This window comes from Sinomicrobium soli (assembly GCF_003285545.1).
In the GTDB taxonomy this organism is placed as follows: Bacteria; Bacteroidota; Bacteroidia; order Flavobacteriales; family Flavobacteriaceae; genus Sinomicrobium.
The window spans coordinates 43,968-68,194 of sequence record NZ_QLNV01000008.1 but is presented as its reverse complement, the minus strand read 5'-3'; the positions used below and the strand labels follow the sequence as shown (position 1 = coordinate 68,194).

Annotated in this window: 24 protein-coding genes; 11 read left to right on the top strand and 13 right to left on the bottom strand. The window is 47.3% G+C overall.

The features are described 5' to 3' along the window. Positions 1-3: 3 nt before the first annotated feature. From DN748_RS11870 to DN748_RS11855, 3 genes are all read right to left on the bottom strand, one after another. Positions 4-906: a M14 family metallopeptidase gene (locus tag DN748_RS11870; RefSeq protein ID WP_112372048.1), complete on the bottom strand. Its 903-nt coding sequence runs from the start codon at positions 904-906 to the stop codon at positions 4-6. A 16-nt stretch (positions 907-922) separates the two neighbouring features. Continuing rightward, positions 923-1,975 carry an ATP-grasp domain-containing protein gene (locus DN748_RS11865; RefSeq protein WP_112372047.1) on the bottom strand — a complete coding sequence of 351 codons (1,053 nt, stop codon included), beginning with the start codon at positions 1,973-1,975 and terminating at the stop codon, positions 923-925. Positions 1,976-2,286: 311 nt separating this feature from the next. Continuing rightward, positions 2,287-4,128: a flavohemoglobin expression-modulating QEGLA motif protein gene (locus tag DN748_RS11855; protein WP_112372045.1), complete on the bottom strand. Its 1,842-nt coding sequence runs from the start codon at positions 4,126-4,128 to the stop codon at positions 2,287-2,289. Positions 4,129-4,322: 194 nt separating this feature from the next. On the opposite strand from DN748_RS11855, the gene DN748_RS11850 reads away from it, so the two are divergent. From DN748_RS11850 to DN748_RS11820, 7 genes are all read left to right on the top strand, one after another. Continuing rightward, positions 4,323-4,817 (top strand): DUF4199 domain-containing protein, encoded by a 495-nt coding sequence (locus tag DN748_RS11850; RefSeq protein ID WP_112372044.1) that lies wholly within the window; start codon positions 4,323-4,325, stop codon positions 4,815-4,817. A gap of 164 nt (positions 4,818-4,981) precedes the next feature. Further along, positions 4,982-5,404, top strand: a complete 423-nt coding sequence (locus tag DN748_RS11845; protein ID WP_112372043.1) for a hypothetical protein — start codon at positions 4,982-4,984, stop codon at positions 5,402-5,404. Positions 5,405-5,554: 150 nt separating this feature from the next. Next, on the top strand, positions 5,555-5,863 hold the full coding sequence (locus DN748_RS11840; RefSeq protein ID WP_146746604.1) for a hypothetical protein: 309 nt from the start codon (positions 5,555-5,557) through the stop codon (positions 5,861-5,863). A 322-nt stretch (positions 5,864-6,185) separates the two neighbouring features. Next, positions 6,186-6,740, top strand: a complete 555-nt coding sequence (locus DN748_RS11835) for a helix-turn-helix domain-containing protein (RefSeq protein ID WP_112372041.1) — start codon at positions 6,186-6,188, stop codon at positions 6,738-6,740. 306 nt (positions 6,741-7,046) lie between these two features. Then, the gene (locus DN748_RS19100) at positions 7,047-7,301 is read left to right on the top strand and encodes a response regulator (RefSeq protein WP_161554550.1); all 255 of its coding nucleotides are present in this window, start codon (positions 7,047-7,049) and stop codon (positions 7,299-7,301) included. A gap of 470 nt (positions 7,302-7,771) precedes the next feature. Further along, complete coding sequence (locus tag DN748_RS11825) at positions 7,772-8,818, top strand: helix-turn-helix domain-containing protein (RefSeq protein WP_112372039.1); 1,047 nt, start codon at positions 7,772-7,774, stop codon at positions 8,816-8,818. Between the two features lie 19 nt (positions 8,819-8,837). Beyond that, the gene (locus DN748_RS11820) at positions 8,838-9,107 is read left to right on the top strand and encodes a DUF2267 domain-containing protein (RefSeq protein WP_112372038.1); all 270 of its coding nucleotides are present in this window, start codon (positions 8,838-8,840) and stop codon (positions 9,105-9,107) included. A 4-nt stretch (positions 9,108-9,111) separates the two neighbouring features. Here DN748_RS11820 and DN748_RS11815 read toward each other — a convergent pair whose 3' ends face one another. Then, positions 9,112-9,462: a winged helix-turn-helix transcriptional regulator gene (locus DN748_RS11815; RefSeq protein ID WP_112372037.1), complete on the bottom strand. Its 351-nt coding sequence runs from the start codon at positions 9,460-9,462 to the stop codon at positions 9,112-9,114. Between the two features lie 197 nt (positions 9,463-9,659). Here DN748_RS11815 and DN748_RS11810 point away from each other — a divergent pair, with 197 nt between their 5' ends. After that, positions 9,660-10,040, top strand: coding sequence for a DoxX family protein (locus DN748_RS11810; RefSeq protein WP_112372036.1), 381 nt, complete (start codon positions 9,660-9,662; stop codon positions 10,038-10,040). A gap of 138 nt (positions 10,041-10,178) precedes the next feature. On the opposite strand, the gene DN748_RS11805 is transcribed toward DN748_RS11810, so the two are convergent. Further along, positions 10,179-10,496 (bottom strand): four-helix bundle copper-binding protein, encoded by a 318-nt coding sequence (locus DN748_RS11805; protein WP_112372035.1) that lies wholly within the window; start codon positions 10,494-10,496, stop codon positions 10,179-10,181. Between the two features lie 706 nt (positions 10,497-11,202). Here DN748_RS11805 and DN748_RS11800 point away from each other — a divergent pair. Then, positions 11,203-11,412 (top strand): dodecin family protein, encoded by a 210-nt coding sequence (locus tag DN748_RS11800; protein WP_112372034.1) that lies wholly within the window; start codon positions 11,203-11,205, stop codon positions 11,410-11,412. A gap of 148 nt (positions 11,413-11,560) precedes the next feature. On the opposite strand, the gene DN748_RS11795 is transcribed toward DN748_RS11800, so the two are convergent. Both DN748_RS11795 and DN748_RS11790 read right to left on the bottom strand, forming a co-directional pair. Further along, positions 11,561-12,007, bottom strand: coding sequence for a hypothetical protein (locus tag DN748_RS11795; protein ID WP_112372033.1), 447 nt, complete (start codon positions 12,005-12,007; stop codon positions 11,561-11,563). 26 nt (positions 12,008-12,033) lie between these two features. Continuing rightward, on the bottom strand, positions 12,034-12,258 hold the full coding sequence (locus DN748_RS11790) for a hypothetical protein (protein ID WP_112372032.1): 225 nt from the start codon (positions 12,256-12,258) through the stop codon (positions 12,034-12,036). Positions 12,259-12,476: 218 nt separating this feature from the next. On the opposite strand from DN748_RS11790, the gene DN748_RS11785 reads away from it, so the two are divergent. After that, positions 12,477-13,325, top strand: coding sequence for an SDR family oxidoreductase (locus DN748_RS11785; protein WP_112372031.1), 849 nt, complete (start codon positions 12,477-12,479; stop codon positions 13,323-13,325). Positions 13,326-13,345: 20 nt separating this feature from the next. Continuing rightward, on the top strand, positions 13,346-13,606 hold the full coding sequence (locus DN748_RS11780; RefSeq protein ID WP_112372030.1) for a SemiSWEET family sugar transporter: 261 nt from the start codon (positions 13,346-13,348) through the stop codon (positions 13,604-13,606). Positions 13,607-13,644: 38 nt separating this feature from the next. Here the strand turns inward: DN748_RS11780 and DN748_RS11775 are convergent, their stop codons facing one another. The 6 genes from DN748_RS11775 to DN748_RS11750 form a co-directional block, all read right to left on the bottom strand. Then, positions 13,645-15,102: a carbon starvation CstA family protein gene (locus tag DN748_RS11775; protein WP_112372029.1), complete on the bottom strand. Its 1,458-nt coding sequence runs from the start codon at positions 15,100-15,102 to the stop codon at positions 13,645-13,647. A gap of 67 nt (positions 15,103-15,169) precedes the next feature. Further along, entirely contained in the window at positions 15,170-17,164 is a 1,995-nt protein-coding gene (locus DN748_RS11770; RefSeq protein ID WP_112372028.1) for an FAD-dependent oxidoreductase, read from the bottom strand. A 117-nt stretch (positions 17,165-17,281) separates the two neighbouring features. Beyond that, positions 17,282-19,615 carry a glycoside hydrolase family 3 N-terminal domain-containing protein gene (locus DN748_RS11765; RefSeq protein ID WP_201741472.1) on the bottom strand — a complete coding sequence of 778 codons (2,334 nt, stop codon included), beginning with the start codon at positions 19,613-19,615 and terminating at the stop codon, positions 17,282-17,284. A 10-nt stretch (positions 19,616-19,625) separates the two neighbouring features. Further along, positions 19,626-20,984: a glycoside hydrolase family 2 TIM barrel-domain containing protein gene (locus DN748_RS11760; protein ID WP_161554549.1), complete on the bottom strand. Its 1,359-nt coding sequence runs from the start codon at positions 20,982-20,984 to the stop codon at positions 19,626-19,628. 85 nt (positions 20,985-21,069) lie between these two features. Beyond that, positions 21,070-22,698, bottom strand: a complete 1,629-nt coding sequence (locus DN748_RS11755) for an FAD-dependent oxidoreductase (protein ID WP_201741471.1) — start codon at positions 22,696-22,698, stop codon at positions 21,070-21,072. Positions 22,699-22,821: 123 nt separating this feature from the next. Continuing rightward, positions 22,822-24,204 (bottom strand): glycoside hydrolase family 2 TIM barrel-domain containing protein, encoded by a 1,383-nt coding sequence (locus tag DN748_RS11750; protein ID WP_161554548.1) that lies wholly within the window; start codon positions 24,202-24,204, stop codon positions 22,822-22,824. Positions 24,205-24,227 lie beyond the last annotated feature (23 nt).

The following is a 24,227-nucleotide window of genomic DNA, read 5'->3' as shown; positions in this document are numbered from 1 at the left end:
GTATCAGGCGGGGTGTATTTCATCGCGTTCGATGATAAAGAAACCGTCTTTTCCCTGCGACTGGTACAATGGCATGAAGATATATGAATCCCAGCGGCTAACGACCTCCCTGCCATTGTGGATGGCCAGCAGTTCTCCCTTTCCGATCTTTTGAAAATTGGCAAACCCCGGTTGCATCACAAAGCGGTCTCCCTCCTGCAGGATGTGCCTGTATATGATCCTGAAGACAGATTGCTCCATATCGTTATTTCCGAAGTCCCGGAGCAAACCCGGCAGCCCGGGAATTTGTCCGGGATGCAGGCCACAGGCCTTTTCAATAGCCAGCCATATCATGCATTCCTGATGTTTTACAACAGAGGGGGCAGTGTGCCGGCCTCCTTCAAAAACAAACCCGGTCATTCCCGAACTGCTCAGGTATTGGTCAATACACCCGTTCACTATATCACTGAACCCGCATACGACCGGTAACGGAAACCGGTAAGCCCATCCGACATTGCCTCCCCTGTCCTGTACGGAAATAAATGGCCGTGTAGCCGACGATGTGGTGTGACAATCGAGAAAGTAATATTCGCGGTATTTCCCGGAAGAAAAAAGGTCAATACTGCGAATGATGTCAAACATCTCCTTTTTTTCGCTGGTGTCTGCTTTACCGGACAGGATATTCTCCCTGGTCCAGACGCGGTTAAGATCCTCATCCAGGTATCTTTTTCCGGCTTTCAAGCCTTCCGTATTGCCCCGTATCCCGATTACGGTTCCGCTGATTTCCGGCTTATGGTCTCCAAGTTCGGAGAATATTTTCTTTAAAGCCGTAACCCCGCTGGCTTCATTGCCGTGAATCCCTGCGGTAACGAATAATACGGCACCACCGCGGCCATTACCCTCATATACTCCTATCAATCTTTCCATAATGCTGTCATAAATATCAATCCATGGTTGCCAGGGTACGGTTGTCGAACCTCCCTTTATACTTCTTTTTGTAGTGCAGTTTACGCTCTATGGCCCGGACCAGGGGTTCTGAAAAATCAGGCATGTCTATATGGCGGAATTTATCGAGGCCGCCGGGGCTCAGTACGTTGATTTCTATAAGCTTATCCTTAACCACATCAAGCCCTACCAGGAAGAGGCCGTCCCGGATAAGCCCGGGAGAAACAAGGTCTATTATCTTTTCTATCTCCGGAGTCAGTTCACATCTTCTGGCCTTTGCCCCTACCTTAAAATTGCTCCTGAACTCTTCCTTACTACTGTTCACTCTGCCTATAAGTGCCTTTTCCCCGTTCTCCTCCAGTATTTTTCCGTTCATCAGCAGCACCCGTATGTCACCGTCTTTCACTTCCGGAAGATATTCCTGCGCAATGACATATCCCCTGGAGAGGATGGTGTCTATGATCTGGTGTACATTTTTTTCCCTCCGGTCTATCAGGTATACATCCTTTCCGCCTGAACCCTGAAGCGGTTTCAGGACCATTCTTTTATCGTGCCTGTCCCAAAACTGCAATATTTCCGATTTATACCGGGTAATCACGGAACGCGGCTTTATACTTTTCGGGAAACTTTCGAAATAGAGCTTATCTATAAAGGCTTCAGACAATCCGTCGGCATCATTCAGTACCAGTACGCCCTGTTGCTGTGCAAGCCTGCCAAAAGCAATCCCGGCCAGTTCGGCCCAGTGCCGTACAGCATTTTCCTCGGTGGGGTTATTCCGGAGAAAAAGGACATCCAGCTCATTTACCTGAATTTTCTCCTTTCTTTCCCCGGCGTTTTTCAACTGGTCAAAACACCCTTTCGGGGCAAGTGCCCGTGCCGGTTCATCGATCCTGCAGACATATACCTGCATCGGGGCATTGTTGTCAAACACAAAGTCTCCCACGTCCATTGCATACACCGCATGTCCCATTTCAGAAGCTTTATTCATAATGGTGACCGAAGTACCGTAGCCTTCCGTATCCAGATCATTTAAGACAAAACCTATTTTCATGGTTTAGTTTTTTAGTTTGTAGTTCTTAGTTCTTAGTTTGTCATTCCGACAGCCTCGAGCATCGGGAAAGGAGAACCCCGAAGGGCTCAACGCAGTTAAATCTCGGGTGCTTCCTTGATGCTATTGAAGCTCCTTGGTGCCCGGGTAGAGATCCTTCCCCCGACAAAAGCCGGGACAAGCACTCCGGTCTGGATGACAACTTCGGACTTCCGACTTCCCGCCATTTCGCCGTTCCCGCTTTGCAGGCCAACGGCCTCTTGTTTTTTAATGCCACAGGTGGTGAGTCTGAAGATCATTCTGGTAATACGGTTTCACGATGAGATCATTTTAAAGAGAGGCAATCCCTCCCTGATAGTATTGAGTTTTTCCTCGAATACCCCGTTTTGCATATATGTAGGCAATATCCTGGGTTTAATAAGGATTCCGCGGGCGGTCAGGTCTTCTATCACTTCCAGGTGCCGTATCGCAAACTTTCCGGCCAGCAGGGGTTCCAGGTTCCCTCCTTTTTTCAGGTAACGGATGGCCTGTATCAGCCCGCGCAAATAAATAATATCCTTGAGAAAGCCTCCGCCCTGAAATACCCTGGAAGTAATATTGAAAGCGCGTTCCCTGGAAAAGTCGAATTCGGTATAGAGCTTGAAAAATATTTCATGGAAGTTGGCGTCCTTGAGCAATTCATTTCCTGCAACCACCCTCCCTGCCAGGATTCTCAGCCTGTTTCCGCTAAGTCCCCCGCTGAAAAATTCCGAAAGCACGGAAATTCCCTCCTGTAAGGTCTCGTAGTCTGCCAGCCCTATGGCCAGTTGCTGCAATGGCTGCTCCTTTCCGTTGTAATACGTGAGCGCATGCGTCCCTACCTCATGCTGTATCAGGGCCCTGGCCTCTTCAGGGGCTACCCGGAAGGTCGTCGGAATATAAAGTTCCCCCCTCGATACCATCAATATGTTGAGGTCCTTTCTCAGGTGTATCCTGCTTTTAAAGGAGGAGGCCTGCATCCGGTACGTCTCGAACTCCTCCTCGGCCAATGCGGCAAACTCTTCCGCACCGATAAGTTCCTCTCCCTTACCGTCCTGCTCCGGCAGATTATTCAAAATTGCAGTGGCTTCCGACAACAGTTCCTTGTTCACCCCCTTGTATATGCGGATGCTGTTGTAAAAGAAGTTCCTCGTACCCCGTTCGCCCAGCATCGATATCTGCTGGTCCAGTTCTTCCCTCTTTTCTTTAAAGATATAGAACAGGGCCGGATCATCGATTTTTTCGATCTGAAGGTTGAACAATTTCCTTTTGAGCAGGTCGGGATCTGCGGTGAGCAGGCGGTACTGATACTTGGAGAGCTTTTTGAAATTGCTGCTGAAAAAATCATCCTTGATCTGTTCCAGGTTTACAGGAGCAACCTGCAGCAGGAACTGATAGGTATTCTGGATCTCCGACAGTTCGCGGTCTGTTTTCAGTACTTCTTCCTGTATCTGGCTCTTCCCGAGGGCGTGGTAACTGGCAATTCCGGAAGTAGTCTGTACACGCAGGTATTCAAAGAGTGTTTTCCGGATAGCCCGGGCAAAATCATCCCGGAAAGCCTGAAAGAAAACGGGATAGATATGGCCGTTCCCGTCCCGGTACACCGGGGGGACTTCAAGTGCAATGAGCAGCCCCCCGCTGTTTTTTGCCTTTTCGATATCGATAATGGACTCCTGCCCCCTCGCATGTCTTTCCTTGGTCTGTTCTATAACTACATCCACCGGTTTCACCAGTCGGTTAAAAGGGATTCCGGACAGTTTCTCCTTTAAAGCCTGAAGTGTTGTGGGCAATTTATGGGCAGGACCCTTTATAACAAAAGTCGTATCATGAGGCCCCCCGCTGTAAATTTCAAAAAGCAGGTAGGAATTGTATTTCCTGGTAAAAAAACGTATCAGTATTTCCAGCAATACGGAATACTTCGAAGTGTCTCCCTTACCGATCAGCAAATACGAACCTATGGTTTTTACCAGCCTTTCCGTACCGCTGTCATTGTCTTTCTTACGGTATATCAAAATGAACGACAGCTTTTCCTCAATATGGAGAAAGCCCCCGTTGGGGAGGGTCAGCTCCACAATGGATTTCTTTTCCAGTTGTCTCTCAAATGCCTTATAGTCTATGTGGTCCCACTGTACTGACATGGTCAATGATCTTTAAAAGCAGCAGCAAGCTGCACATGATAAAGCAAATTACCCATTATTGCCTGTCCCGCTTCTAAATAGAAAGTTAATTGTTTGACCATTTACGCGAATGCATTAAAAATAAAACGGATAGAGCACACCGTCCCCTGGAGATTGTGGCAACTTGCCCTTGTATTGCTTTAAAAACAGCGCATATGAAATACCAGGTTATACCAATCGCATACGGATGCGGGATAACAGTGATACTGATCGTATACTTTTTATCGCTTTCCCTGGCCGGGCTCCATATACAGCCCGCATTCAGTTTTGTCAATGTCCTCTTTATGGGGGCAGGTATGTATTTGTGTATCAAACATTACAAAAAGCACAGGGCCGAAGAATTCAAATACCAGGACGGGTTCGGGGCGGGCCTGTTATGTGGCTTTACCGCAACAGTAATCTACACCGCCTTCTTTACCCTGTATGTTACAGAACTGAATCCGCGTTTTACGGACAGGTTCATGCCGATGTGGAAGTTCGACTGGTCGGCCAATGTGGGAATGTTGCTGTTTACCGTACTTCTTATGGGGTTTGCCACAACGATGGTGCTCTCACTGACTTTTATGCAGTTCTTCAAGAACAGCTGGAACACCAGGGAAGGAAAAAAGCACACCCTTTCCGGAAACGGCACGCCTCCCGAAAAACATTAGGATATAGATCCCGGTTAAACCCTCCCTTATCTTCACCGGAAACCGACAGAAAAAGGTCTTTGTAACGTACCGAACTAATTTTTGATCGATATGCGTCAATTTATCTTGGTAATGCTGGTTAGATTTGAGTTACAGAAATATATAACCCATAAAAGCATAATATCATGAAAATTTTAAGAGTAACCGTAATCGTTGTCGGGATCATGGCACTGTTAGCGTGCAGGGACCGGAAAAACAGGGACCGGGAAAACGGAACACTTCCCGATACTACTTCTGCCAACAGCAGTAGTGAGAATAACATGGGAGCCGGTGACGACCGGAGGTTGAGATCAAATTCCGAAAACACGGACAACAATCGTGAAGGGGTAGATATCAATGCCCTGTATTCCCATCTCGAAATGGATGAAGGGCAGATCAGGACCTTTGAAAAAAACTACCAGACCCATATCGAGGAAATGTCTGAGGAGATGTCTGACAATACACGAACTACAAATCTGGAAACGGAACGCGACCGGATATTAAAAGATATTCTCTCTGCCGAGCAATACCGGAAATATCAGGACTGGACAAAGCAACAAAACCAGTGACATCATCGGAACAGCGACCTGCTGCCGTACCGCCGTGGCTATTGTTTTTCCGTGGCCGGTAAAGAAAAATTCAAACGAACTCATAAAACCGCTCTGTAATAAAAGATAAGCAGGGAGCCGGTTTTAAGCGAGACCAAATACATCCCGAAGATGAATTCACAAGAGAACAACGACAAATCACATCACCGCGGAATAGGCCGCATGGACAGGCAGGAACAGGAGCAGGAACAGGACGAGTTCCTGGATAGCCACCTGCATCAGGACAAGGTAAAAGATAACGCCCTGGAAAAGAAGTGGATAAAAATAAAAGAAGATTTCCTGCACAAATACGATCGTCTCAGCCGTTCGGATATCGTATACGCCCCGGGAGAATTCGGGCATATGCTGAAACACCTGCAATATAAAACAGGTAAAAGCCTCCGGCAGCTTCGCGAAGAAATAGCATCCTGGGAAAACTGACACCTGTTTTGATTTGACACATCCTGCCCGGACCTGACCGGGAAATCACGGATAGAGATGTGATCACTCAAAAAGATCAGTATATCACCGGGAAAAGTGCACATTGGCATAAGCCCCCTCCGTCCCATATCCGTGAGAAAATAGACTCCTTTTTTGAGAAGGGAGTTTTTTTTATGCCCTTACATAACTTCCAAAGCATATTTTTATCATTTATAACTCATTTAAAAGATCGTGATTAACAAGTTATTTCTTAAATTTATCTCACAAAATGAAAGAATTATAAAACCTGTTAAAAGTTCATATCAACAAACCCGGGATCCACATGATTAGTATGCACTTAACCTACGACGCACAAAAGGTCTATATGAAAGTACTGGAAGAATGCCTGAAAGCGTCTTCAATAGAATATGAGTTAAACGGATGGAGCGAAGTAAAACTGAAAGGACAACCTGCCCTCTCCGAGATCAGGACTTTTAAAAATAAATTGCGGGAAGCCGGGATATATGTTATTGAAAACTCGCGTCATGAGCTTATTCAGCGTACCAAGGACACCATTTCAGAAATGATATTACACCAGGAGGACCTGAAATCCCCTAAGCTCTCGACCTATCTCACCGAAAAGCTGAACTATTCCTATACCTATCTTTCCAAGATATTTTCAGAACACACCCACTATTCTATTGAACACTTTGTAATTCTTAAAAAAATAGATTATGCGAAAAAGCTGCTTCTCGAAAGCAGGCTTTCGCTTACCCAGATCTCCTATAAGCTGGGATACAGCAGCGTAGGTCATCTGTCCAAACAATTCAAGAAGACCACCGGGATGACCCCGACGGCTTTTTACAATATTATCCAAAAAAGAAACCGCACCCTGTAACTGATACACACATTGTTAATTTGCGAGGCAGGAAACGGCAAAATAGTCGGAAGCCCGGAGCCGGAAGTAAATGTACTCAGGACTCCGGACTTCCGGACTCAAAAAACGGACCATATGATACGAGGTTTTCTAAAATTGGCTGTAGTTGAGGATGACAAATCTTCAAAAAAACTTTTTCAAAAGGCCATCAATGAGAGTACCCTCGTTGCCGGCATGATTTTTTTTCAACAAAGCAATGAACTTTTAGAATATATTGACGGCCCCCAAAACCATGTCCCCGATATTATATTCCTGAAATTAGACCCGATGGTAAAAAATTTCCTGAAAGACCTGAGACAGGTAAGAAAACAGCACCAACTCCGCAATACCCTCATCGTCATTTATTCCTCCGGGGCCTCGGAACAGCTTATCGAAGATACCTTTGTCTACGGAGCAAATGTCTATATGGACAAGCCGCATACTTATGAGAAATTCAGGGAAGTAGTGGAAAAAATACTGAAAATCAATTTCCAGTACCTGGAATCCAACCTTAATATTGAAAACTTCATATACCGCACCTGAATGTGCTTCTACAGGAAAACCCCGGCAACACCCTGCCACCGGGTACGGCAGATGTTGACACAGGTGTCGTAACGTATTAAGCACCACTTAATAAGCGCATTAACATTTATTTATAACGGGATTATGTAATATAAAGAGATAATTATATAACGCTTAATCCGGAAACTTACCTTTACTTTACAATACGATCGAAAAGGAAGACAGAAGTACTTTATCACATAAGCTGTCTTACCCTTATGAATTCCGGACCCGATCTTTTCTCACCATTGAAAAATTCCGGCTTTCCGGAGGTCAATTCCCCAGGTTCCCCACCCATACCAAAAGCCGGGTTTTATAACGATGGCCTGATACGGCCTTAAAGTTTAAAATAATTTTTTAACCCTGTCGCACTGCTGACGATCCGGGAAATTCCACATTCGGGGACCCGGGATAAGATCTGAGGTAAGCGATCGTAAAACTGCCCGTTAGTCATGAATACCCTACTGTCAATTGCATCGGAACAAACCACAATCTTACAGGAATTAGCCCGTTACGGGAACAAGGAAATCTCGGTAACCAAAAATGAAAGGGCGCTTTCCTTTAACAATAGGACCGGAAAAATAAAGATCCGGGAATCCAGGATAAAAAAAGGACTGGTCTTTACCCATTTCAAAATACGCTTTAATCAGAATACAGTATACAAGGTATACACCGAAACACGAAGATCCTTTATGTTTGCCTACAGTACCGGGGGACAATTATCTCATAGAATAGAGAGCCTGGGCAACAAGGAGAAATTACTGGATGAATTTCAACCGGAAATCCTTCACGTCAATCCGCAGGACAGGCTGGAATTCTTTTTCAGGGAAAAACATTCCTACGATTTCTTTATCATATGCCTATACGATATTAACCTGCTCCGCAGCAGGATACCCAAAGAGATCAGCCTGAATGCCATAAAGGCTTTCTGTTCTTTTTTAAACAGGAAACGAACCGGCATCTATCTCGGGTCCTATAACCTGATGATCGCCGATTATGCCCGGCGTCTGAAGAAAATATCCATTACCGATCTTTCCCGGCATTTATTATTTGAAGGACTGGTCAACATTATTATCAGCTTGCAGATCCAGCAGTTCATAGAAGATGAAGGGCGAAGAAGAAATGCCATAGGTACCCTGAACCAGAGGGAATGCAGGGAAATTCATAAACTTTCGGAGTTTATACAGGAAAATCCGGAAAAACAGTATACTGTGGAGTACCTGTGCAGCATGAGCGGGCTTCCTCCCTGTAAATTGCAGGAAGGTTTCAAGAAAATGCACCATCGTACGGTAGCCGATTTTATCAGGAATGTCAGGGTGGAAAAAGCAGAACGGCTGATCTCAAATACAGACCTGAATATTTCGGAAATAGTATACAGCATCGGTTTTGCCAGCCGTAGTTATTTTTCAAAAATATTCAAAAAGAAATACAATTGCTCTCCGAAATGTTACCAGCAAAACAGGATCAGGGCAACGGCAGCAATTAAAAGTCCCAACTAATCACTACCCCCCCCTACCCATGATTCTGAAGGGAATATATGTAGAGGGCTGGAAACATACGGCACATCCTCCCTTGAATTATACCACCCTGGAAGATATGAAATCGTGTGTGAAATCGCTGCAAAACCAATACGGCGAACGACAGTTTCCGTGGAAAAAACCCACGGAACAGATTATTGCAGATACCCTGAACTCACTGAAAAGGTATATTCCCGAAGCACAGATAGAACATATCAGAACCCAAATGCCCCGGGAGGTAAAAACATACCTGGAACACAAGGTAAATTAATCGTTCAGGTCATAGAAGATACGATTTTCTCCCGGTGCATGGTTCCCCATTCCACCAAGGCCTTTAACACGTCACCCAGGGTTTCGCTATAATCCGTCAATTGATATTCAACGATTACCGACGCTCCTATATGGACCTTTCTTTCTACAAAATCATTTTCTTCCAGGTTTTTTAATTCATTGGAAAGTACTTTGGCAGAGATCCCCCCGATTTTGCGTTGCAATTCATTAAACCGCATTGACTTTTCATCTCTTAATGCAATGATAATGCGCAGTTTCCATTTTCCTCCTATCACATAAAGAGCATCTTCTAACGCATTTAAACTTGTTTTACACTGTGTTGAATTGTATTTCATATCACTAACCTGAATGTAACCACTTACCTTTTATTCACTACTTACTTTTCGAAAGTAAAAATATATAACTTTGACCGATAATAAAAATCAAAAATATCGTTCGTTTGTGAACGACGAAATGGTTGGAAGCCCGGAGTCGGAAGCTTGAAGCTGTCATCCAATAAGAATTAAGAACTGTAAACTAAATAAACTAAACTATGAAAACCAATAAAATTATTTTCTGGATTACTACAGCTATCATCAGCCTGATGATGCTTTTCAGTGCTTTTCAGTATTTAACCAATCCGGATATGATTCAGGCTTTTACTCATTTGGGTTATCCTTCTTACTTCAGGGTAGAACTGGCTATTGCCAAAATGATAGGAGCAGTACTTTTATTAATCCCCGCCCTTCCCCGGAATATCAAAGAATGGGTATATGCAGGCTTCGGGATTGTTTTTATCACTGCTGCCATCTCTCACGGTAGCAGCGGGGACCCCGTGAATATTGTTGTGATGCCTCTTATCTTTTTGCTTATTCTTATAGTGTCATACGTTTATTTCCATAAACTGCATGTTAAAAAAGACAGGTCTTCATAAGGTCCTGTGGTTATTGCATTGATTTAAATCGTTTGGATATCAGATCGCCTATGCGTTGGCAACCTGATATCCAAACGATCTGTTTTTACCTGGCATTCAGGGAGATTCTAACTCCCGCTTACACAGATTCGAGGCATACTAAGCCAGGTACTGCTCGCATGCCCTGACACATTCCATACAGGCCTGCGCACATTCCTGGCAATGATCGTGACCGTGGCGCGCACATTCCTCTCCACACAGCTCACACCATTCCATACAATATTGAACCAGTGCTTCCGCCGGATATGTCGTTGCCAGAATTTCGGCCGTAGCCGTACATATCGAAGCACATATCCTGTCGGTCCTGATACAATTGATCATCTTCTTTACATTTTCCTCCTCCAGACAGGCGTCTGCACAGTAATTACAGTGATTTATGCAGTTTGAAAGGGAGGACAATAATTCCTTGTTTCTCATCTTACCTGATTTTTAATGATTTAATAGATTTTCTGTTTCGCATTGGCTGCCGTGATCGTTATGGAGCTGTTGCCCGAATAACATCTCACCAATAAAAATTACAACCATTGCGAAACAAGCCGGTTATCAAGATATATTTCTTTTCCCGGTATCTGTTTCTTTTTATTTATAAGAGCTATTTTTTTCAGGGATCGTATCCATTATTTCCACAAGTTCCCCTTTTGCGTTTCATTCCGTACACCCCTCCCGTGTTCCTGTATTTCCAGAAGGAGAGATAATGTTTTCCGCAAAATATGTTTGAGTCAATTTTTTGTTCGAAAGCATTCATCTACATCTGCAACTTCCAATAGTTTAGCAGAAGGTTTTTATCCGGATTCCGGGCGTCAGATGAAATCAGATGACCTGTTAACTACAAAAACCCCTGCCGGAAACCGCAAAAGCCTGCCGTGACCTGGTCAGCAGGCCCGAAGGTTTTGTCAAGGTCTTAATCCTTAATATACTGATATGCCCCCCACAACATCATTAACAGCACCGGCACAAAAAACACTGAAAATATTAATGACCACCGATACCCTGGGCGGGGTGTGGCCCCATTTTCGGCTCCAGCATCCTGTCTGCCTATTGGAACGGAGCCGCAACATATTATCGCAGGATCGGCTTTTTCAGAAGATAAAAATAATTGTTTAACCCAGATAAGTCAGATATTATGAAGATCGTAAAAGTTATTGAAGTCATCGCCAGTTCCGAAACAAGTTTTGACGATGCCACCCAGAATGCCTTAAAGGAAGCTGCCAAAAGCGTGCAGAATATCGAATCTGTTTACATCAAGGAAATGAAAGCTAAAGTAGAGAATAACAAGATCACCTCCTATGGTGTAAATGCCAAAATCTCTTTCAGCGTGGAAAACAGGTCATAATCCCCTGAAGGTATAATAAAAGCAGGAGGAGAGTCTTTCATTTCTTCCTGCTTTTTCCCGTATTACAGCCTCCCTCCCGTTTCTTTCAATTCAATCCTTAATCTCTCCTTGAGTAACTTCTGCATTTTTTTCACACCGCTGAAAACAGCTATCCCAGGTAGTCCCCGAGGTAAATAAGTCCCATGGATACAGCAAATAAAAGATGGGCCAGCAAAAGATGAACAAAAAACTCCCCATACCGTATCCGGGGAGGATTATTACTTAAAGCGAACATCAGTAACCAGGCAAACACACCGATGACACCGATACTTATTCCGTACACCACAGAAATTGCCATCGAAAAGGTGATCAGGCCTGCCTGCAGGAGGAGGTCGAATATCCATACGAAGATCATCCCTATGGTATAGTGAAGCACCCAGCCCAATGCACTGTTTCTCCCAGGTGTGAAAGGTATCTTCGAGGAGTTTCTTATCAGAATATTCAGAAGCTCCGGTTCCTTGAATACGGAAAAACGCAATCTGGCATAAACATAGCTGAATAAGGTCATCACACTGGTGCTGACGATACCCGTTAAAATCAGTTCTGCTGTTTCCATACCCTCCTAATATTTTAAAATGTGTATTATACTTTTCCCGGACTGCCGGCTTCTATGCACTTCCTGCAGAGCCCGACTTTTTCATGAGCATAGTATCGCCCCGCTTTTTCAAGCGCTTTCCCGGCGTTTTCGTGCCATCCCAGTTTTATGGGAAAAAGTTTTTCCTTCAGCTTGCAGCTGAAAACATGTACGTGATGTTTTCCGTCAGACCCGGTTTCGCTGTCCAGGTAATAAAAGGCTTCCCTTTCCATAATGTCTGTTTTTGTGTACTGCTAAAGTAGCCTGGTAAAAAATATCTTTTTAGCGCTATCCGAATAACTTCTGATACGATCACCGTTTTTTACAGCCAATTCTCTTCCCGGTCAATTTTATAATCAATCGAGGTACATTTTCCCGTTTATAAAACCGACCTTTCATTGCTGTTTTACCCGGGCGTGTATAACAGTAGAAAACCCAAAAAAACAGTCTTATGAACAAGCCACATAAACTTCCGCCCCAGCGCCAGTCGCAACCCGGAAGGGAGCACAAAATGCATCCCCGGCCTGAGGTGATAAGGGAAGGATACAGGGGAAGCGGAAAACTGGAACACAAAGTAGCCCTGATTACCGGCGGAGATAGCGGAATAGGCAGAAGTATTGCCGTTCACTACGCCAGGGAAGGCGCCAGCGTCTGTATTGTATATCTCGAAGAAGACAAGGATGCGGAAGACACCAGGGAAATGGTGGAAAAGGAAGGACAGGAATGCCTGATCATTCCCGGAAACCTGGCAGAAGAGCATTTCTGCCGGGAAGTGGTAGACCAATGTATATCAAAGTTTGACAGGCTTGATATTGTGATCAACAACGCTGCCGTACAACACGCCAGGGATGAGGTTGCGGAGATAAGTTTCGAACAATTGAAGGAAACATTCGAAACCAATATCTATCCCTGTTTCTCCATAGTCAGGGAAGCCCTTCCCCATCTGAAAGAAGGAGCTTCCATTATCAACACCACTTCTGTAACGGCATACCGGGGCAGCGATCACCTGCTGGACTACGCCAGTACCAAGGGAGCGATAGTGAGTTTTACCCGTGCCCTTTCCAAAATGCTGGCGAAAAAAAAGATCCGGGTCAACGGAGTGGCACCGGGCCCCATCTGGACCCCCCTGATCCCCGCTACCCTGGACCATGTCGAAACATTCGGGAAAAACACTCCCCTGGGCAGGCCGGGGCAACCCGGTGAAGTGGCCCCTGCCTATGTGTTTCTGGGATGCGGGGACAGCAGCTATATTACGGGCCAGATCATTCATATAAACGGAGGGGAAATCATCGGTAGCTGACCGGATAAAAATGCAATCTCTTGAACTATATCGTCATTCTGGGGTTACTGGCAGGGTTTTGCACGACAATTGCGGTAATCCCGCAAATAAGAAAATCCTGGAAGCAAAAAAAAGTGGATAATGTATCCCCCCTGATGTTCATTATCCTGATAACCGGATTATCGCTTTGGGTGTTGTACGGCATCATTCAAAATGATTTTCCGGTTATTTTAACCAATGGGGTTTCCCTGGTATTGAATAGTTTTATGATGTACCTGATGATAAAATACGGCAAGAAATAAAAAACGGTACGGGAACTTTACATAACAATATTTACGCCTCAAGGTTTTACGTATTCTTCCGGTTTGAATTTCTCCCTGCGGATTCCCTGTACCCTGAATAGTACCACTGCCATCACGGCAAAGGCCGTTATAATACCTGAAGTAACCGACAGGTCTACCGGGAGGGAAAAGCCTTCCGGGGCCAGTAAAATATAGGCTGTTACCACCGCAGTCATGAACACCGAAGGAACAAGGGCTATCCAGTAGTTCTTCCCCTGGCGTATAAGATATACGGTAACCGTCCACAGCACTATAGTGGCCAGCATCTGGTTGGTCCATGCAAAATACCTCCATATCACCCCGAAATTAACGAGCGTAAGCAGGTAACCGGCCAGGAAAAGGGGAATACTGATCAGCAATCGGTTCTTAACGGATTTCTGATCTGTTTTCAACACATCCGCAATAATGATCCTGGCGCTTCTGAATGACGTATCTCCCGAAGTAATCGGAGCAGCCACCACTCCCAGGACAGCCAGTAGCCCTCCGAGAACGCCCAGGGCACCGTTGGAGATCTGGTTCACGACCAATGCGGTATTGTCTCCGTTCTGAAGCATTTCCATATTCAGTTCCTTTACTCCCCCGAAAAAACTCATACTGATGGCTGCCCATATCAGGGCCACCACTCCCTCGGTCAGCATGGCCCCGAAAAAGACCTTCTTCCCCTGTTTTTCATTGGTTATACACCTTGCCATCATGGGCGATTGCGTGGCGTGAAACCCGGAAACGGCCCCACAGGCAATAGTGACAAAAAGCATGGGGAACACGGGGAAATCGTCCGGTTTATAATGAGAGTTCGTAAAACTGGACAGGCCCAGTTCGGGAACATCCATCCCTTTCAGTATCATAGCGGCAAAAAGCCCCAAAGACATAAATACCAGGGCAAACCCGAACACAGGATAAAACCTGCCGATAATCTTGTCGATAGGTAAGATCGTAGAAAGGATATAGTATACCAGGATAATCATGGTCCATCCGAAAAGGCCTATAGTCCCTTCGGTCATCCCGGCCAGTATCTTTGCGGGCCCGAGCAGGAAAACCGCACCTACTATAACCATCAACAATACGGTAAAGCCACGCATAAACTGTTTGATCCAGTTTCCGAGGTAATACCCGGAAACTTCCGACACGCTTTCCCCGTTATGGCGCACCGACATCATGCCACAGAAATAATCGTGCACCCCTCCGGCAAAAAGGCTGCCCAGTACGATCCATAAAAAGGCGACCGGCCCCCAGAGGGCGCCGGCTACTGCCCCGAAAATGGGGCCGAGCCCCGCAATATTGAGAAATTGTATCAGGAAGATCTTCCACAAGGGCATTTCTACAAAGTCTACCCCGTCTGCTTTATATACTGCAGGTGTAGGCCGTTCCGGGTCTGCCCCGAAAACCTTTTCCAGGACCTTGCCGTAAATCCAGTAACCTGCCGTCAGAATACCTATTGAAATACAAAGGGTTACCATATCATCAAGTCTTTTGATTCAAAAAAACCGGAGGTGATCACCGGAAAAAATAAAAGAAGTTTTATACTCATGGTGCAATGTCTTTTTGAGGTACCAGTAAAACGGCATCGGCCCGTACCTTTCCCTTTACATTCCCGTAAATGGTAACCTCAAAAGGTTGTTCCTTTTCCAGGCTAAAAGTTCCTGCCGATATCCATTCGCCCGAGGTCTGACCGGTGATCTCTACGTCATCTGCCACAATGGTATACTGCTGCGGGGTACTGCCGGCATGAATTTCCACCGTGGTCCCGGGGGCTATACCTTTTATTTTACTAAAATACACAAATACTTCATAAGTGCCCGTATACCGGAGCAGCGGACTGAATGTCACTTTACCTTTACCTCCGATCTCCAGGGCATTCTGTCCATAGCAGTTTCCGGAGACTGTTTTCCAGTCGCCCTCGACAGTTACATTTTCGTCTGTGTTATCGACCAGGATCTCGGGTTGCGAACCATCGGAAAGCGGGTCTGCCTGCAACTCCTTCCGGATATTCCTATAATCTACCGACTGTACTGTTGTTTTCCCGTTCACAACCTCTGCGGCGGCCAGGGCCGCAACCTGTCCGAGAGCCATAAACACGGGTTCCATACGGATAGAACCATAAGCAATATGACTTGCCGATAAACACACGGGGACCAATAGGTTATCACATTCCTCTTCTTTAGGTACAATAGCGCCATATCCGATCGGGTAAGGTCCGAATCCCCCGATCTCCACATTGCCTTCATTCTTTACCATGGGCACACCTTCTTTCTCGACCACTATCCGCTGACAGTTATGCGAATCCATCGTATAGGCGGCCAGCGCTACCGGATCGTTTACCACCTGCTCCCCCACGCAATGATGCTGTGTCATTACGGTCTGCCCGACCATCCGCCTTACTTCGCGTACATAAAGCTGGGGAGACCAGTTGCCATTATCCGTATATTCATCTTTCGGATATCCCCACTCCTGCATCTCCATACGCAGTTCTTCCGGAACGCGGGGATCGGTCTTATAGAAATACAATAGCCCTTTGGTATAATTTTCATGGGCCCTGACAATGTCCTCCCGCTCTTCATACGAGGCTTCGGGATAATCGTAATTCATCCCGATCATATCGGTGGAAAATCCTCCCCGGTTATTGATATCGGTCTTACCGCCCGGCATTTTACTCCAGATAAAATAATCGTTGAGTTTGCGCTTATCGGGCTGGGCTTCGAATAGCCGGAGTAATAATTCGTAACGCGAGGCATCATAATCTTCGGGTTCCGTAACCGGCACCTGGTTTCCCTTATCGTTTGTAAGGCATATCCTGAAGTTATAGGCCTGCAGTTTCTGATCGCCCGTACCATCTGATGCTACTTTTTCCGGGCTGATGCCCCAGAGCAGGCCGCTGGAAGGGTCTCCTTTAATCTTGTACGGGTCTATAAGATCAGGGAACTGGTGCCGTTTTCTCAACTGTACCCCATTATAGGTTTCTCCGTAGGTTTCATTACTTTCCCGCCCTATCGTATAGGAAACCCCGGCCCCGGCCATCAGGTCGCCTTCATAGGTAGCATCGATAAAAACACCGGCCCCGACAGACTTTTCACTGTTTCCCTTTCTGAGCAGTACGGCGCTTATGGAAGCCCCTTCCTTTTCTACCTTTTCCAGTTGATATCCGTACAGCACGGGAACATCCGCTTTTTCCAGGTAATCATTAAAGACCCCGGATGCGGTATGCGGCTCGAATATCCACCGCTCGAAAACACCGTACTCGGCACCGATACGCCTGTAAAAATCACGGGCAAGCCCGGTAATCGCGTATTTATTCCCGATATCCGTATAACCGAGTCCCCCCGTGGTAAGTCCGCCCAGGTGATTATCGGGAGAAACCAGCAGCACTTCCAGCCCTTTCATCTTAGCCGTATACGCGGCGATAATCCCGGCGGAGGTACTTCCGTATACGACCAGGTCATAAGATGGTTCCGCCTGCTTTTCACGGGTACAGCCTGTCGCGATACTGATAACAAAGAGGAGTATATAGAATTTTGTTTTCATTACGAGTAAATTTAATATAATTGGTTTGATGCAGGGGGTTTGGGTTGCAGGTTACAGGTTTCCAAAATTAAAAAACTCCCTGTCTCCCCGTCTTTGAGCTTCGCGCTTCCAACCACCTCATTCCACCACAAGTTCGGCTGTTTTCAGGTCTTCGTTTGCCGAGGAACTTCCGGTCATGATAAAGAATGCGCCCGGTTCCACGATACGCTCCATATCCATATTGTAAAAGGAAAAAGCCTCCTCGTCCAGTTCGAAAACGACCTCTTTACGCTCCCCCGGTTCAAGCCTGATCCGTTTAAATCCTTTTAACTCTTTTAAAGGCCGTGTCACCGAACTGTAAAGATCACGTACATAAAGCTGTACGACCTCCTCCCCGGTACGCTCCCCGGTGTTTGATACGCTTACCCTTACCGTGACCTTTTCCCCGGCTTTTATTTTCTCTGCGGAGAGCACCGGGTCGGAGTATTCAAACCCGGTATAGCTCAGGCCGAAACCAAACGGGTAGAGCGGCCCTGTTTCCGACCACTTGTACTTCTTCACATAATGCGCGTTTTTATGATTGTAATACGAAGGCACCTGCCCTACATTACGGGGGATGGTTATGGGGAGTTTTCCGCTGGGGTTGACCTCTCCGAAGATAATTTCGGCTATGGCCTGTCCGCCCGCACTCCCGGGTTCCCAGGCTTCTATAACCGCCGGGATATGGTTTGCGATCCACTCCACCCCGAGGGGCCTGCCGTTCACCAGCACCACCACTACAGGTTTCCCGGTATGGTAAAGTGCTTCTATGAGTTGCTGCTGCATCCCTACAAGGTCCAGGTTGTCCCGGGCCACATTTTCGCCGTTGGTCTTGAACCTGCTTTCATACCTCAGGGAATTACTGCCTACCACTGCTACTACCACATCGGCCTCCCTGCTGCGGCGCACCGCTTCTTCGATATGGGCCCCGGTAACTTCGGTGACCTGCTTGCCCATATCGTAATAATCCAGTTTTACACCCGGCGGGGCTATGGCCTTAAAGCCTTCTGCCACCGTGGTAATATTCCCGGAAGGTTGCTCAAAAGTCCAGTCCCCGAGAATGGTATGGTTACCGGCATTAGGGCCGGTAACCAGGATGTTTTTAACGTTATCGGGGTTAAGGGGAAGTACTCCTTCGTTTTTCAGCAGGACGATGGATTTCCGTGCGGCTTCCAGCGCTGTAGCCTGGTGCCCGGCCGTACGGATAAGGTGAGGGACCTCCGCTTCATCAACAAAGGGGTTTTCGAAAAGGCCGAGCCTGAATTTGGCTTCCAGTATCTTGCGGACTGCTGCATCTATTCTTTCCTCTGCCAGACGGTTTTCCTGTACGAGTTCCACCACCGGTTCCAGGAAATCAGGACCGTGCATATGCATGTCCATTCCGGCATCAACAGCGCGGAAACAGGCTTCCTTCTGATTTTCCACCACCCTGTGCACGGTCTTCAGTCTTTCTATATCCATCCAGTCGCTGACTACAAAACCGTCAAAACCAAACTCCTTGCGCAGGATATCGGTCAGAAGGTATCTGCTACCGTGGCAGGGATCTCCGTTGATCTCGTTATGGGCGGCCATGGCCGTAAACGCCCCGGCTTCGATTGCCTTCCGATACGGGGGAAAGTACACCTCCCTCAATGTCCTTTCACTTACGTCCATCGGGGAGGCATTCAAACCGTTTACGGGTTCGCTTCCTGCCACAAAATGCTTGATACAGGCCAGTACATTACCCGGCTGCCCGAAATCATCTCCCTGCAAACCTTCTACCATGGCTACCCCGAGGGCACTTACCAGGTAAGGGTCTTCCCCGAAGGTTTCCCCGACCCTGCCCCACCTGGGGTCCCTGGCAACATCTATATTCGGGGAGAAGGCCCAATGCGTTCCCGTGGCCCGCATTTCGCGGGCGGTCTGCCGGGCTATTTCACGTACGAGGCCGGTATCCCAGGCAGAGGCCATAGACAAAGGCGTCGGGTATACCGTGGCACCTTCGTAAAGGGCATTGCCATGAATGGCATCTATACCGATAAGCAACGGTATCCGGAGCCTGGTCTGCCGCGCTGCTTTCTGCAACTGGTTGGCTTCTTTTGCAGATAGTACATGCAAAAATGACCCGATCTTTCCTTTCCCGATCAGGTCGTAAAGCCCCTTGCCGCTCAACCCGGGATAAAAGGCATTGGCATCATCCGCCATCAGGTCGATCGGGGTATCGAGATCTGCCGATTTTTCAAGGTGAAAAAGCCCTACATACTGGCTCATCTGCCCTACTTTTTCTTCCAGTGTCATCCGCTCCAGAAGATCTTCGACCCTTTCCGCTACCGGAAGTCCCGGATCCAGGTATCCCGGTTCTCCCTGCCCGTATACGGAGAAGTAACCGGTAAAGTTCATGATTACAGCGACCATGAGAATTCCGGGGCGCCCTGTTCTAAAAGTATTCTTCATAAACAGAATATTATTTTTCCACTTTAAAGGGGATGACTGCACTGGCTACGTTGCCCTCGGAGTCATATACAAAAGCATACAGCCTGTACGTGCCTTCACCTTGCATTACAAACCGGGCATTTCTCTTACTGTTATCCTCAAACAGTCCCTCCAGTCCCGGCAGGGAACCCTCAAACTCCTGGTCATCACTGACCACAAACCCTTCACGTACGATCTGCCATTCATAGGTCAGTTCGTCCCCCTCGAGGTCTACGGCCCTCACATGGGTAAAGTTGTCTTCCCCTGCCTTTACCACAATACTTTCATCTGCTGTCCGACCGTTCAATAGGATATCTCCCGAATTCTCAATTCTCGGGGCCCTGTTCGACGGATAGGACCCGCTCCATGAGTAGTACAGGGCATGAGCAGTTTCAAGCGGCTTCTTTTTAGGGGTAAAAACACCATACCAGGTAGCAACCGCCCCGTGGAGCTGGTATCCCCATAAAAAGGCATAGGAACCTACACATCCCCTGTTGAAATTTGCTGCAATATGGCTGGTATAAGTATTCTTGTATACTTCTCCCTTTTCGGTACTGCTGAGTTCCTGTATGCCTCCCCACGAGGTCTTTGAAACATTTTCCCAGGTTCCCTTCGGGCCCCATTCGGTAATCATATAGGGTTTGGTCCAGCCTGCGGAAGCCGTATTTTTCTGTACATTACCGATGGCACTGTAGGAATTGACCCCCAGGATATCCAGCGACGGCGCCCTCTCCATGATCTCCTCAATATCTTTCGGGTCCGCCCCCGCAAGTACGGTAGTGGTCAGATGGTTGGTATCCAGTTCATGGATCATATCGGAAATATCCCCGATGGCATTCCATACCTTATAATCGGTATACTGTGCATCTACTTCATTCCCGATACCCCACATCAGCACTGCCGGATGGTCCTTAAACCGCAGGACCTCCTCCCGTACGCGTTCTTTCTGTTCCGCTACCTCCTGTGCGTTATCGTAATCAAACCCGTCCGTTTCCCGGTTTACCCAGATCCCGAGGCATACGGTGAGTTTATTGGCCAGTGCACTGTCCAGCACAGCCTGGGTATTTTCATCCACACTATAGGTCCTGATAGAGTTTCCCCCGTATTCCGGGACCAGGTCCATAAAATTATTATAAGCTGCTCCCTTTACATAATACGGTTTTCCGTTCCTGTACAGTCTGGGCACCTCTCCTTCATAGATTATTTCGGCCTTGACCGGCCCTTCAGTGGGATATTCCTCTTCCGGCAATTCATATGTTACCTGCGGATCGTCATTCTCACACGCAAGGAAAGCCGGGATTACCGAAAGACATGCGATGACCAGCACCGGATTTATAATTTTCTTTATCATATTTTCCATTTGATCGGTCTTAAAATCAGAGTTATGTTGTTCCACATTTATAATTCAACTTTCAAAATTTCTCCCCCGTCCTGCCTTATCGCTTCAATATCTGGCCGTCACTGACCAGCCTGGACTTCAAAACCTCGTAAGGAACATCCTGCACACTGCATTCCCTGTCTATACTCAGGGCGGCTGCCGTAGCTGCGGATTGCCCGAGCACCATATAAACGGGTTCCATCCTTATCGATCCGAAGGCGACATGAGAGGCGGAAAGACAGACAGGTACCAACAGGTTATCACATTCCTTTTCCTTGGGGCGGATAGACTTATAGCTCACCGGGTAATTGGGAGTGTTCATCCAGTACGTCCCTTCTTTCCTGAGGTTTCCTTCCTGGTCCACTACCATAGACACATAATGGCAATCCAGCCAGTACGTTGCCAGCCCTACGGATTCCGGGGCTATTTCCTCCCCGGTACAATGGTGTTCGGTCATCACGTAATCACTGAGCATTCTCCTGGCCTCCCGGACATAGAGCTGGTGCGGAAAATTCCCGTTATCCACAAATTCATCCCGGGCCAGTCCCCATTCACTCATCTCCTCACGTATGTGTTCCGGTACCCTGGGATCATTGGCCAGGAACCAGAGTTTCCCCAGGGCGTAATCCTTGTGCAGGGCTGCAATCTTTTCCCTTTCTTCGTAACTTCCTTCCGTATAGCTGTAATTCGCACCGACGAAATCAAGATGGTTGGTGTCCGTCTTCCTGTTGGGCATGGGAGTGAGTGTAATCAGCTTTTTTCTAAGGGGAATGGCAGGGTCGAGTTCCAGCTGGCGGGCAAGTACTTCAAACCACAGCGGGTCGTAGTTTTCCGGTTTACGGATGGGTACCCTGTTGGCAGGGTCGTCGGTAAGCGTAAGCCTGTAGCAGTACGACTGCATACGTTTGTCTGCACTGCCCGGCACAGTCCCCGCATCAGCTTCTATAAAAGGCAGCAGCCCGGATGCAGGATCTCCCTTAACCCTGTAGGGGTCTACCGAAATCCCCTTCTCCTCCAGGCCGACTATCTCATTGGGGCGATACCCGTTATACGTTTCGTTATAGTCGCTGTTGGCATCTCTCCCATAGGTATAGGAAACTCCTGCTTTTGCCATCAGGTCGCCCTCGTAGGTGGCATCTATAAACACTTTTGCTGTAATTTCCTCTCCGCTTTCCATCGTAATCTTATGGATGGTGTTTTCCTTTTTGACCACCCCGTTTTCCAGGTCCAGCCGCTCGTTAAAAAGCACCCTGACTCCCGCTTCCAGCAGCATGGTTCTCATGATCTGCTCCGCAACGTGTGATTCATATACCCATTGCATTTTCAGCGGATCGCTTTTCCCTTTAAATACCCTTTTTACGATGGACTGAAAATATGCGTCCCTCTCCTGGTTTTTCCAGGTGGCAGCATCGAGGTAATACCGGTAAATTCTCTGGTAGAACTCCCTGGAAAGCCCGCCGATGGACAAATGCGAGTTAATATCGGTAGCGGTAAGCCCCGAGGTCGTGGTACCTCCCACATGGGCGGAGTTTGATATCAGGACCACACTTTTTCCCATTCTGCCGGCCTGTACGGCGGCCGTAACCCCGGCAGAGGTTTCGCCGTAGACACAAATATCATATTCCCGGGCATTCATATCATTTAAGACCCCGATGGTCATTCCCAGTATTAAAATAATCTTTTTCAATGTTATCCTGTTTTATGGTTACACTTTACTCACCAAATGAGTTCTCTTACGTTTCGAAATGTTCTTAAATCCCTTTTGCTCATATCCCGAAATCCCCGGGCAGGCCAAAGTCAGCCATAGGTCTTACTGTTCATTGATCTGAAAAGGGATGACGGCACTGGCTACTTTATTATGGTCATCCTTCACATAGGCATACAACCTGTAATTGCCGGTATCCCATGCCCTGAACCAGGCTTCGTTACCGGATATGGTAAGCACCCATCCCGGCAGCCCCGGATGAGGCCCTCCGTCGGGCCCCGCCACTCCTTCCGGAACAAGGACCCAATCATAGGTAAGCGGATCTCCGTCAGGATCGGTAGCCACCACCTTGGCCCGGTACAGATTTCCCTTGGTCAGGGAAACGGCATCTTCCGCATGTTCTCCTTCCAGGGTCATGTTATTCCTCGAGGTGATCTCGGGAGCACGGTTTGCCGGATACCAGTCAGACCATACCCTTTTCATAATATCCGCCGCCCCGAAGGACCTGCCCTCGGTATTGTGAAACCCGAACCAGGTAGGGACATCCCCGTGGGTCTGGTGCCCCCAGACAAATGCAAATGACCCGAGACAGCCATTATTAAAATTGGCCTTGATATGCTGGTTATAACTGCTCCGGTAATCTTCTGCCTTTTCGGTACTGGTTTGCTCCACCAGGGCTCCCCAAGGCAGGATACGGGCCGGTTCGGGGCCCATCTGCCAGGTCCCTCTCGGCCCGAACTCGGTAATCATATAAGGCTTGGTCCACCCGGCTGTCTGCAGGTTACCCAGTACTGCAGGGAGATTGGGGGCATAGGAATTAACAGACAGAAAGTCAAGGTCGGATGCCCTGTTCATGATCTCTGTAACTTTAGAAGGCAACGAGTTGACCAGCATGGTCGTCGTGGGATGATTGCCGTCCTCGGTATGGATCATCATGGAGATATCGTTCACGGCATCCCATAATTTGGGATTGGTATACGAAGCGTCTGCCTCATTCCCTATACCCCACATCAGCAAGGCAGGATGATCTTTATATTGCAGCACCTGCTGTCTTAAATTATCGAGTTGCTGCTGTACCGCGGTAGTATCGTTATAATCAAAACCATCCGTTTCTCTCCCTATCCAGAGCCCGAGGCACACATTGATCCCGTTGGCATAGGCGGCATCCAGTACATCCTGCGTATATTCATTTACGCTGTAGGTCCTCGCCGTATTCCCGCTGAATGATTCCAGCATCTCCAGGTAATAATCCGCATCGGGATATGTAGATTTTCCGGCAGCTACCCCTTTTACAATATAAGGCTGTCCGTTACGCTTCAGTGTCCACGCCCCGTTTTCCTGTACGACCTCCACTACGGCAGGAACAGCTGTAGTGAGTGTCGCGTTTTCAGTATCTCCCAAAGGGGTGTTATCCGGTGCTGTCATATCTCCGTCACAGGAGATCAGTCCTCCCATGAACAGGCAGAAAAGTATTTTTTTCGGCTTCATACTATTCGGGTTACGAGTTAATA